This window comes from Pseudoalteromonas sp. SG43-6 (assembly GCF_014164365.1).
In the GTDB taxonomy this organism is placed as follows: Bacteria; Pseudomonadota; Gammaproteobacteria; order Enterobacterales; family Alteromonadaceae; genus Pseudoalteromonas; species Pseudoalteromonas rhizosphaerae.
On sequence record NZ_JACJEZ010000011.1, the window covers coordinates 32,851 to 44,824 of the forward strand.

General features: G+C 41.3%; 9 protein-coding genes. 6 read left to right on the forward strand and 3 right to left on the reverse strand.

The genetic code is table 11. The features are described 5' to 3' along the window. Positions 1-66: 66 nt before the first annotated feature. Positions 67-942: a FecR family protein gene (locus H5201_RS06660; RefSeq protein WP_149980320.1), complete on the reverse strand. Its 876-nt coding sequence runs from the start codon at positions 940-942 to the stop codon at positions 67-69. A 60-nt stretch (positions 943-1,002) separates the two neighbouring features. Further along, on the reverse strand, positions 1,003-1,545 hold the full coding sequence (locus H5201_RS06665; RefSeq protein WP_182739334.1) for an RNA polymerase sigma factor: 543 nt from the start codon (positions 1,543-1,545) through the stop codon (positions 1,003-1,005). A gap of 212 nt (positions 1,546-1,757) precedes the next feature. On the opposite strand from H5201_RS06665, the gene H5201_RS06670 reads away from it, so the two are divergent. Continuing rightward, positions 1,758-4,526, forward strand: coding sequence for a TonB-dependent receptor (locus H5201_RS06670; RefSeq protein WP_259399663.1), 2,769 nt, complete (start codon positions 1,758-1,760; stop codon positions 4,524-4,526). A gap of 79 nt (positions 4,527-4,605) precedes the next feature. Then, positions 4,606-6,432: a metallophosphoesterase gene (locus tag H5201_RS06675; protein WP_182784037.1), complete on the forward strand. Its 1,827-nt coding sequence runs from the start codon at positions 4,606-4,608 to the stop codon at positions 6,430-6,432. An 88-nt stretch (positions 6,433-6,520) separates the two neighbouring features. Here the strand turns inward: H5201_RS06675 and katG are convergent, their stop codons facing one another. Then, on the reverse strand, positions 6,521-8,698 hold the full coding sequence (gene katG / locus H5201_RS06680) for a catalase/peroxidase HPI (protein ID WP_182784039.1): 2,178 nt from the start codon (positions 8,696-8,698) through the stop codon (positions 6,521-6,523). Positions 8,699-9,113: 415 nt separating this feature from the next. On the opposite strand from katG, the gene H5201_RS06685 reads away from it, so the two are divergent. Genes H5201_RS06685 through H5201_RS06700 form a run of 4 tightly spaced genes read left to right on the forward strand, consistent with a single transcriptional unit; the run spans position 9,114 to position 11,920 of the window. Then, positions 9,114-9,734 carry a MarC family protein gene (locus tag H5201_RS06685; protein ID WP_149980324.1) on the forward strand — a complete coding sequence of 207 codons (621 nt, stop codon included), beginning with the start codon at positions 9,114-9,116 and terminating at the stop codon, positions 9,732-9,734. 36 nt (positions 9,735-9,770) lie between these two features. Further along, positions 9,771-10,409, forward strand: a complete 639-nt coding sequence (locus tag H5201_RS06690) for a glutathione S-transferase family protein (RefSeq protein WP_182717311.1) — start codon at positions 9,771-9,773, stop codon at positions 10,407-10,409. 11 nt (positions 10,410-10,420) lie between these two features. Continuing rightward, a complete protein-coding gene (locus tag H5201_RS06695) occupies positions 10,421-11,062 on the forward strand; it encodes a glutathione S-transferase family protein (RefSeq protein WP_182717312.1) in 642 nt (213 codons plus the stop codon). Positions 11,063-11,098: 36 nt separating this feature from the next. After that, positions 11,099-11,920 (forward strand): alpha/beta hydrolase-fold protein, encoded by an 822-nt coding sequence (locus tag H5201_RS06700; RefSeq protein WP_310736931.1) that lies wholly within the window; start codon positions 11,099-11,101, stop codon positions 11,918-11,920. The last annotated feature ends 54 nt before the right edge of the window (positions 11,921-11,974 follow it).

The window sequence follows — 11,974 nt, forward strand, 5'->3', positions numbered from 1 at the left end:
CGACAGTGTGCAGAATATAAATGAACAATTTATGACAATGCCACCAACTGCAAAAATATGCTCAAACTAGTTTGTTGGCGACAATACAATACTGTCGTCAAAGCGATTAACCTCAAGCTGGTTTAATTGCGCGATTAAAGATGCCGCGCCAACGACATCGGTTGTTTTAAAACGACCGCTGACTCGTAAGTTAGCATCCACATTACTCAGAACTAATGGTTTGTCGGTATAGCGATTAAGTTGAAAAATAGCATCATTAATGGTGACATTTTCTAAATCAAGCCAGCCAAGTTGCCAATCAGGCTGCTGTGCTTTAAATGTACTTACAATAATATGATTATTATGAACGCGAGCTCGCTGCCCTTTTACTAATTCTACTCGCTGTGCGTTATCTGGTGTGGTTACCGCCACCTTGCCATGAAACACATCAATTGTGGTTTCGCGTAGGGTTTTATCGATATTAAAAGCGGTGCCTAATACGCTTATTGTTGCGTTACCGGTATTGATGGTGAACGGGCGATGTTCATCACGTTTTACTGAAAAATAAGCTTCGCCTTTACTCAGGGTTGCTTGTCTGGCTTTATCGTTTTCATTAAATTGCAAATTAGTGTGTGTATTTAATGCAACTTCAGAGCCATCTGACAAAGTAACATCTGTGGCTTGAGTGGCAAAATACTGTTGTGCAGCAACGAGCGAAGAAGCTTCAGGGGTTACCTCTGAGCTTAATTGCATAACGCCAACCACGGCCACAATAATACTGGCTGCAAGCGCACTTCCCCACAACCAAAAAGGCTTTTCTTGGCTAGGTTCTGCCTGTGTTGGCTGATTCACTTGTGTTTGTGAGTCTAATTTTTGTAATGCTGCAATGAGTGCGGCATCTTGCCAAATCGCTTGCTTAAGTGGATCTTTATTTTCATCGTCATGTTTGGATGAGGTGACCATGTTATTTCTCTATCTATCTCTATTATTGATATAACGACTTAACGTTCATTAAGGGGACACTTAGTCGGCAATAAATTCGCTGATTGCGTCTTTGAGCATATCCATCGCGCGGGAAATATGCTTTTTTACAGCTTCTTCTGATAACCCTAAGCTTTGCGCTATTTGTTGGCGGCTTTCGCCATGTAACCGCCTTCGAGTAAACACATCACGACGTAGCGCAGGCATTTGTGTGAGTACCTGTTGATATAAACGCAGTCGTTGCTCATGGTCGAGTAAGTTTTCAAGGGAAAGCTCTGTACTTAATGGCTCATGCTCTAGGCACTCGGGATATTTACTTTGCTCTTTGTGATGGTCAATCACTAAATGATGTGCCATCCGATAACCATACGCTAGTGGGTTATCAATATGATCGGTACATTCTATTTTTAATGCTTTGAGCAACAATTTTTGAAATAAATCGTCCGCATCGGCTTGTTCACCAACCGCCCGACGAAAGAAACTTTTTAATGCATCTTGATTCGCAATAAAACATTTAACCAATGGTCGATGAGATTGACTTTGCTTGCTTGCAAGCGATAGAGGCGGTTGTGTTTGCGATATCATTTTATTGTATTTACAGCATTTTCCTTTAATTAGGCGCCATACTAGAGCAAAAAAGTGGATATTGATGTGATCATTTGATGACATTTTTATGAGCGCGCTGTCGCAAAACCGACATAAAAACTTCATCAAATAAATACGTCCCCTATTAAATTTTTGCACCGTCATTAGAAGCGAAATCAATTTAAAGTCGTAATACATACAACAGGACCAACATGATGACTAAGCGAATTTTTACTCTATCACCGTTAGCATTAGCACTTAGCTCGTTATTTGTAGCACCAAGCTATGCACAAGAAACTGAAAAAGAAGATCAAGCGATGGAGCAAATCGTCGTAACCGGTAGTTATATTAAAAGCTTAGAGCAAGCGATTGATTTAAAACGTAGTAATATTGGCTTTTCTGATTCGATAGTCGCTTCAGATATTGCGGATTTTCCTGAGCAAAACTTAGCCGAAGCGCTACAGCGTATGCCAGGGGTGACTATTGAGCGTAATAAGGGCTTAGGTCAAAAGGTGAATGTACGTAGTTTACCGAGTGAATTTACGTTCGTATCAATCAATAATCTTGCTACGGCATCGGGCAGTGGCGGACGTGATGTTGAATTTGATATGTTTGCCTCTGAAATTATTCAAAGTGTTACTGTAAAAAAATCATCAACGGCTGCGGATGAAGAAGGCGGTATTGCAGGTTCAGTCGCAATCACAACAGCAAGACCATTTGATTATGACGGCCGTAAGTTAGTGGCATCGGTCGAAGGGGCTTATAACGAAATATCAGAAAAATCAGATCCTAAACTAACCTTTTTAGCCAGTGATATATTTGGTGATTGGGGGGCACTTGCCTCGTTTGCATTCTCTCAACGGACTAATCGTACTGATAGTAATTCAGGGATCGATTTTCGCCCCCTTTCTCGATTTTTAGAAAAGAAAGGCTCATCGCAATGGCAATCTGACCAAGCTGCGGACGTATTAGAGCGTGATACCGGTATAACAATTAATGATCGCTTTGATAGTGATGAAACAAGCCGCGTGGTGTTTTTAAATAAAGTAGGCGATCGTTCATACTTAACAGAGCAAGAAAAATGGGGTGCAACACTATCATTACAATATAAACCTAGCAGCGAATTTAGCTTAACCTTTGATGGCTTACTGGGTAATTTTGATGATCATGAAGACGAATATGATGCATCCGCTTATGCCGCATCAAGTGTTAGCTCTTTAGAACGCATTAATCAATATGATAGCTCTACGCTAGGTGATTACGGTATCACTGTTCTAACCGACGTTGACTATGCGGCTACTCAACACGAATTTTTAAGTAAAGAAAACAGCAGTGATACTGACTATCAGCAATTTAGCATTGCGATGGACTGGTTAGTGGGTGAGTGGGATGTGTATGGTTTAATCGGCTACAGTGGCGCAGATAAAACAACCGAGACGACCAACTTAAAGCACACGGCTTATCGTGCAACACGTTCTCGTTATACCAGTACCGGCGCAGAAACTATCCCAAGTGATAACCCAGATACCTTTGATATGTATAACTCACCAGAGGCTTATTTATTTGATTATAACGAAGTAAACCTTGAGGCTATTTCTGATGATAAATACGCAGCGCAATTGGATTTTTCACGTCAGTTAAATTTAGAGTTTTTCCCTGCGTTAAGTAAAGTACAGTTTGGTGCTCGTTATACAGATAAGTCAAAACAACGCGACTACGGTACAAACCGCGTAACGGGCCCATCAGCGGGCGACTTGTCTTGGGTCGGCACGCGTACCCTTGCTGACAGCCAGCTTAGCAGTATTTCAGATCTTGTTAATGGTGGTGAGTACTTGTCTGAGGTGTCTTCTAAGCAAGATTGGAGTCAAATTTCAAATAGCTATGCCCGCGACCAACTGAGATATACAGGTTTTGCCGTTGATTTTGAACCCGATCAATACTACCAAGTAGAAGAAAAAACCACGGCCATTTACGCTATGGCTGATTTTGCGTTTGATATCGGTGATATGCCAGCAACCTTGAATACCGGTGTACGCTACATCGAGACGGACGTAAATTCATCGGGCTATCACCAAGTACAAAATGATGATGGTTCAACGGATTACACCTCAGCGCCAGTATCAAAAAGTGGTAACTACTCGGATGTATTACCTAGTGTTAACTTTACCCTTGAACTTAACGATGACTTAGTACTGCGTGCTGCAGCTTCAGAAACATTAATGCGCCCTGCCCTTACCGATATTGCTTATAAACGCACAGTGAGCTTAAACGAGTTTAAATACCGCGATGGTAATCCAGACTTAAAACCAACTTATGCTGATCAATGGGAAGTGGGCCTAGAGTGGTATTTAGAAGAAGGCGGTTTATTGGCGGTTTCTTACTTTGAAAAAGAAATTGAAGGCGTAGTACGTGAGTCACTTACTGGCGTTGTGGAAGGCGTAACAAAATACAACGATAACGGCACTGTGGATGGTGTGTACGACTTTGATGTTTATCAAAAAGTGAATGCTGAAGGGTCGTATGATGTTAGCGGTATTGAATTTATTGCGCAAATCCCATTTGTTCGTTTTAGTAGTATGTTAGAAGGTTTTGGTGTTAACGCTAACTACACTACGTTAGATAACTCATTAACTGGAGCTTCTGATTTAGGCATTCCAACGCCGCCAGAAGGTCTTGCCGATGAAACTTACAATCTGACTTTTTATTATGAGAATGAAAGCTTTGATGCGCGTATTTCATATAACTACAAAGATAAATACGTAGAGTACATTGAGCGTGATATGTATCCAGTTTACCGTGATGCGTATGGTCAAACAGATGTCTCATTTGGTTACAGCATTAATGATTCAGTAAAATTCACATTAGAGGGCATTAATATTACCGATGAAGCGACTAAAGGATATACATTAGATCCAGCTTTCCCATCAATGTATGAGTTCTCTGGAAGACGCTTTGCATTAGGTGTTCGCGCAATATTTTAATATATTATAAAGCTAATAACCGGAAGCATTTTGCTTCCGGTTTTTTTGTTTAAAGTGTTCCAGTCACAGGATATTTAAAATGAAGTTTCTCATTTCATTGCTCATTTTTTTGAGCTGTACACCGCTTTTTGCTGCGCCGGCTACAAACACCCAAATAGCCTTTGTTCCCGACATTCACTTTCACGATATTTATGGGGACTTTTCTGATGCGGGGTTTGCGGGCATACCAGTCGATAAAGCAAAGGATGCGGTGAGCATCCGTAGCATGCAGGCGCAAATTCATTCAACTCGCTTATTTAATGAAAACTACTTTGCGTTAATCGCCACCCTTGATGATATTGCCGCTAAAGGCGTAAAGCTAGTTGCCCTGCCTGGGGATTTTACTGATGATGGCCAACCTGTGCATCTTAATGGTTTAAAAACGATACTAGACGATTATGCAAAAAAGTACGGTATGCGTTTTTTTGCTATTCCAGGTAATCATGATCCGGTTCGGCCATTTAAAACCGCCGGCGGAAAATCAGACTTTTTGGGTTCTAAAGGTCAGCAAATTGGTATTTATTCAACCGATCATCCTCGTTGTGAACATGTAGCTAAAGATAATCACTCATTAGTATGCAGCGATAAAATCGCGCATGCTGGTTATCAAGAGCTTGTAGAGATAATGGCACCGTTTGGTTTGCAGCCAGATAGCCGCGACTTACTCTGGGAAACGCCATTTGGTGAGCAGGTATCGCTGGTTGAACGTAGTTATTCGCAATGCGCGAAGAATAATAAAGCACGTTGTAAACAAGTCCCCGATACCAGCTACTTAGTAGAGCCTGTCACTGGGCTTTGGCTATTGGCAATTGATGCGAATGTGTATGTTCCTGAGTTTAAAAATGGCACGTTAGTGTTTCAAGGATCTGGCAATGCGGGTTATAACAAAGTATTGACTGAAAAACCTTATTTGATGAAATGGATCACCAATGTTGTTAAACGCGCGAAAGAGCAACATAAAACCTTAGTTGCGTTTAGTCATTTTCCGATGGGGGAGTTTTACGATGGCCAAACGCAGTCGATTAAATCTTTGTTTGGTGAGTCTGCATTTCAGCTAGCTCGAGAGCCTGAACTTAATACCCGTAAGTTGTTAGCAGAAACAGGTTTAAAGCTGCATATTGGTGGCCATATGCACATGAATGACACTGCAATTATTGAAACTGAGCATAATACATTATTTAATATACAAGCCCCTTCGATAGCGGCTTATCGGCCTGCTTACAAATTAGTTACTCTCAATAACCAACTCGCTAAAGTCGATACAATAACGATTGATGATGTGCCTCATTTTGATACGTTATTTAGCGCTTACCAAACAGAGCATGACTATTTACAAAAGAATGCGCCTGCACAAGTATGGGATAAACGTATTTTAACGGCTAAGAACTATCAAAGTTTTAGTAAGCAACACTTACAAGCATTGGCGAGGTGGCGATTTATCCCTCGTGAGTGGCCCGCGGACTTTCGCGATAAAGTACAGAAAATGTCGTTATTAGAGGTTATTTCCTTACTGAGTGATGACAGTGGGCTATCAAAAGTACAACAGCAACAATTGCAGACTAAAACAGTGCTGGATTTTATTGCTGATTTTTATTTAGTGCGTAATGCCGGCTCACTGGCTTTCGCTGATATAAGTGAGTCCACACAACAGACTTACCAAACTATGAGAGAATTATTAAATAGCACGGCTGAATGTAAAAATAAATTGGCTAGAAAAAGTAATAATGACGGGACTCTTTGTCAGCTAAAAATAGCACTTACGCAAGCTTTCTCTATTTATAGTAATCTTAGCAATGCGCTACCTGATCAATGTCTAATCATTGATATGTCAAAAAAGACATCACTGCATGACTGCAAAGATAATTAAGTAATTCTGTTATCAAGTTAAACAAGCATAAAAAAGCGCGAGAATATTAACTCTCGCGCTTAAGTTATAAACTGTTTTTTTGCTCTAATTAAATATCAAAGCGGTCTGCGTTCATTACTTTCACCCATGCATTAACGAAGTCTTGTACAAAGCGCTGTTTGTTATCGTCTTGCGCATAAAATTCAGCAAGGGCTCGTAAAATAGAGTTAGAGCCAAACACTAAATCTACGCGGGTTGCGGTCCATTTAGTATTACCAGAGCTGCGCTCAACAATGTTGTACGTGCTTTTACTTGCCGGTTCCCAGCGATAGTTCATATCGGTTAGGTTAACAAAAAAGTCATTGCTTAATGTACCCACGTTATCGGTGAATACACCATGCTGGCTGCCACTGTGGTTAGTGCCTAGTACACGCATCCCACCAAGTAGTACTGTCATTTCAGGGGCTGTTAACCCCATCAGTTGTGCTCGCTCTAAAAGTAGCTCCTCGGCTGAAACAGCATAATCTTTTTTCTGCCAGTTTCTAAAGCCATCATGAATTGGTTCTAATACATCAAACGACTCTGCATCGGTCATGTCGTCGCTCGCATCGCCGCGACCTGCTGCAAATGGTACGGTGATATCGACACCCGCAGCTTTTGCTGCCTGCTCAACGGCTGCTGTACCGCCAAGTACAATTAAGTCCGCTAAACTCACCGGTTTGCTTAAACTTGCTTGTACTGTTTCAAGGGCCGTTAACACCTTAGCAAGTTTTTCAGGCTCGTTACCTTGCCAATCTTTTTGCGGGTTTAAGCGAATGCGTGCACCGTTGGCACCACCACGGTGATCAGAGCCACGATAAGTACGGGCGCTATCCCATGCAGTGCTGATCAAGTCACTGGCGCTAATGCCTGCATTTAGCAGTTTGTCTTTAAGTTCGCTAATTTCAGCATCAGATAATGTGTAATCTACGCTTGGGATGGGATCTTGCCAGATCAAATCTTCGCTTGGTATATCTGCACCTAAATAGCGAGATTTAGGGCCTAAGTCACGGTGAGTGAGTTTAAACCAAGCCCGTGCAAACACATCAGTGAAATAGTCAAAATCATTATAAAAACGTTCAATAATTTTGCGATAGCTTGGGTCCATCTTCATTGCCATATCGGCATCGGTCATAATCGGGTTTAAGCGAATTGATGGATCTTCAACATCAACAGGTTTATCTTCCTCTTTAATGTTTACCGGTTCCCATTGGTTTGCACCCGCTGGACTTTTGGTAAGCTCCCATTCGTAATTTAACAGTAGATAGCAATAACCGTTATCCCATTTAGTTGGGTGAGTTGTCCACGCACCTTCAATGCCTGATGTCATAGTATCGCGGCCTATCCCGCGCGTTTTATGGTTGTTCCAACCTAGGCCTTGCTCAAATACATCTGCGGCTTCAGGCTCTGGGCTAAGATTCTCTTCGCTGCCATTGCCATGGGTTTTACCCACCGTATGGCCGCCCACCGTGAGCGCTGCTGTTTCTTCGTCATCCATCGCCATGCGAGCAAAAGTTTCGCGTACTTGTGCCGCAGTTTTGAGTGGATCTGGTTGGCCGTTTACGCCTTCAGGGTTTACGTAAATTAACCCCATTTGTACTGCAGCTAACGGGTTTTCCATGGTGTCTGGTTTTGCTACGTTGTCGTAACGTTCATCACTTGGCGCAAGCCATTGCTTCTCCGCGCCCCAATAGACGTCTTTTTCTGGATGCCAAATGTCTTCACGCCCGCCGGCAAAACCAAAGGTTTTTAAGCCCATTGATTCATAAGCCATATTGCCGGCTAAAATAATTAAATCGCCCCACGATAACTTATTACCGTATTTTTTCTTGATAGGCCAAAGTAAGCGACGTGCTTTATCAAGGTTAGCGTTATCAGGCCATGAGTTCAAAGGAGCAAAGCGTTGGTTACCTGTACCGCCACCACCACGGCCATCAGCTAAACGGTATGATCCTGCTGAGTGCCACGCCATACGGATCATCAAGCCACCATAATGACCCCAATCGGCAGGCCACCAATCTTGGCTTTGTGTCATCAGATTTTTTAAATCGGTTTTAACGGCTTCAAGATCTAATTTTTTAAATTCTTCAGCGTAATTAAAGTCATCGCCATAGGGATTAGGTTTAGTATCGTGTTGATGAAGAATGTCTAAATTTAAGGCCTTTGGCCACCAATCAGTATTGGAATTAGACGATTGTGTATTGCTACCATGCATGATTGGGCATTTACCCGCACCTGAATTGCTCATTTTTAGCTCCTTTATCGGAATATAAAACTCGGTCTATAAATCGCTATGTTGAAAAGCTTAGTTCATAACAATTAACTTGCTACTGAATGTAATACTTTGATTGATAAACCTTGTTGAAGTTCATCCCTTATACCAATATAGAATATTAACGATTAAAAACTAGATCTAGATCAATACTTTAAAACGATTGCAGCCATCTATAAATTAGATGCAGTTTCCTAAAGTAAGTTAGCTACAGCCATGCAAAACCCTTTTTTAATGGTGGGCCCTTTTGAAAATTAACATCAGTACTTAAGCTATAAATATAGCGCGCTAATCAACTGTGGCAGTTTGCTTATAAATATTTAAAATTAATCCAATTGTTTAAATTAAAATGTTACTTTCTAAACAGCTATTAAAATAGGGTGGAAAATGCATGATTGACTTTATTGCTGTTTTTATTACTTTTTTTGCTGTTATTGACCCCATAGGCACGGTGCCAGTATTTGTTGCCGTGACCGAAAAGTACGATGCAAAAACGAAACGGCGCATTGCACTAATGGCTACATTGGCTTCGGCCGCAGTGCTGATATTTTTTGTCGTGATTGGCGAAATAATCTTAAAAGCCTTATCTATTCCCTTACCTGCGTTTCAAATTTCAGGGGGAATTGTTTTATTTTTATTTGCATTGAGTATGATATTTGGTGATAGCAAACCCGAAGAAGAACTCAAGCTGCTTGTTAAATCGGATAAAGAAACCGCTATTTATCCGATTGCTGTTCCCTCGATTGCCAGTCCTGGCGCTATTTTAACGGCTGTATTGTTAACAGAAAACGCTATTTTTAGTATTTGGGAACAACTGCAAACAGCGTTAGTTATGCTATCTGTTTTGCTTGTGGTTTATATATTAATGCTGTTATCGGGCTATATCAGTAAAGTGATTGGCAGTAGTGGCGCCAGCGTTATTAGCCGTGTGATGGGGCTAATTTTATCGGCAATTGCTACAACAAATATACTCACAGGGTTTACAGAGTATTATAAATCGGTGGTAGTTTAATGTATGGTTGATATTAAAGTGTAACAAGGACTTATTGTGTACAAACTATTTTATTACCCGCTCAACGCCAGTATGGCGCCGCACTTTATCCTCGAAGAACTGCAAACTGATTTTGAATTAATTTTAGTGGATAGAAAAAACGAGGCTCATAAAGCAGCCAGTTATTTATCCTTGAACCCCGCAGGGCGAATACCTACATTATTGGACGCTCAACAAGTCGTTTTTGAAAGTGCCGCTATCTGTATTCATCTTGCTGAAGCACATCCTGCTAAGATGCTTATTCCGCAAATAGGTGAGCACAATCGAGCTGCGTGCTTGCAATGGATGATGTATCTAACGAATACCTTGCAAGCTGAGCTCATGGTCTACTTTTATCCGCAGCGCCATAGTATCGATAGCAGTCATATCAGTGCCATTGTCGCTGCACAAGAAAAGCGAATTGCCGACATATTTGCTTTACTGGATGCCCAGCTGGAAAATCAAACATTCTTAGTTGGTGAGCAACTTAGCATCTGCGATTTTTACTTGTTTATGCTTGCGATATGGGCGGATGAACTAAAACAACCACCGCTTTCTTTTGAGTACCTCAACAAGTATTTACGTCGCTTAGCTAAGCGAGAGTCGATTATTAACGTGTGTAAAAAAGAAAATCTCAGTTTGGTTGATTATCAATAATAGGAATTACAATGAAAGTTTATGGAAGAACAACCTCGTTTAACGTACAAAAAGTACTCTGGTTTCTGGATGAGCTGGGCATGAGTTATCAGCATATTGAAGTGGGTGGTCGTTTTGGCGGCCTTGATAGTGATGACTTTTTAGCATTGAACCCGTTGCAAAAAGTGCCGGTACTTGTGGATGGCGATAATGTTATTTGGGAGTCGCACAGTGTACTACGCTATTTGGCGGCAAGTTATGGCACTACAGATTGGTATTATGCATCGCCCTATCAGCGTTCGTTATATGAGCGCTGGATGGATTGGTCACAGGTGATTTTTCAACCTGCTTTTATGGCCACATTTTGGGGCTATTACCGTAAAACGCAAAAAAACCGTTGTATGGAGCAAATCACACGGGACATACAAGAGTGCGAGCAATGCTTACAGATAATTGAACAACAGCTAAGTCATGCCCCCTATCTTGCCGGTGGTAAAATGACCCTGGCTGATATTTGTGTGGGAGCCATTTTACATCGCCTAACATCTCAGGGGTTAGCAATAACATTGCCGGAGCGAGTGACTCAGTGGTTTGAATTACTAAAAACCAGAGCTGGCTATCTAAAATGGATTATGAGTGATTTTACTGAGCTCCAAGGGCGTGAAGACTTTTAATTTTGTTTTAACGCTTTTAACTAAACAAGGATTATAGTGAAATATTTATTATTAGCTGCGATGCTACTTATCACTTTTAGTAGCGCGGCCGAACAGGCATTTGAAATACCCAGAAGCTCGGTGGTTAAACTTATCGATCAGCAAAGCAAGGTGAGCTATCCAGTATTTATAAAGCTCCCGCGAAGCTACAGTCGAAATAAGGATAAAACATACCCTGTTGTTTACTTGCTCGATGGCTCGTATGCGTTTCAAGTGGCATCGGGAGCGACACGTTTTCCTATGAACAGCGGTAAAATGGATGAAGCAATACTCGTTGCCATTGGTTATTCGCAAGGATCTAAAGGCTCATCAAGCCGAATACGTGATTTCACCCCAAGTAAAGCCAAAGATTGGCAGTTAGAGACCGGTAAAGCCGCGCAACATATCGATTTTATAGCTGATGTGGTGTTTGAACATATGAAAGCTAACTACCGAATAAAGCCAAAGCAACGTACTTTAGTGGGAAATTCTCTTGGCGGTTTATTTGCCGCTTATGTGCTTTTTACTCAGCCTAATATGTTTGAAAGTTACATTATCGGTAGCCCGTCGGTGTGGTTTGATAATGAGAGCATACTATCTCAGCCGATTACTAAAGCTAAGCAAAACGTTAGGGTTTACTTATCTGTAGGTAGTAAAGAGACATCTGAATTTGGCGAAGGGCAAGATATGGTAACGGGAGCGAACAAGCTTGCTGACAAAATACGGCAAAGTAATGATCAGCAGGTGCAATTGCAGTTTTCTATAATAGATGGCGCAAAACATGCGACGGCATTTCCAACCACGCTGATCCAAGGTTTAGATTGGCTTTATGCAAAATAGCGCAGACATTAAAAAGCCCACTGATAAATTAATATCAGTGGGCTTTTAATACGT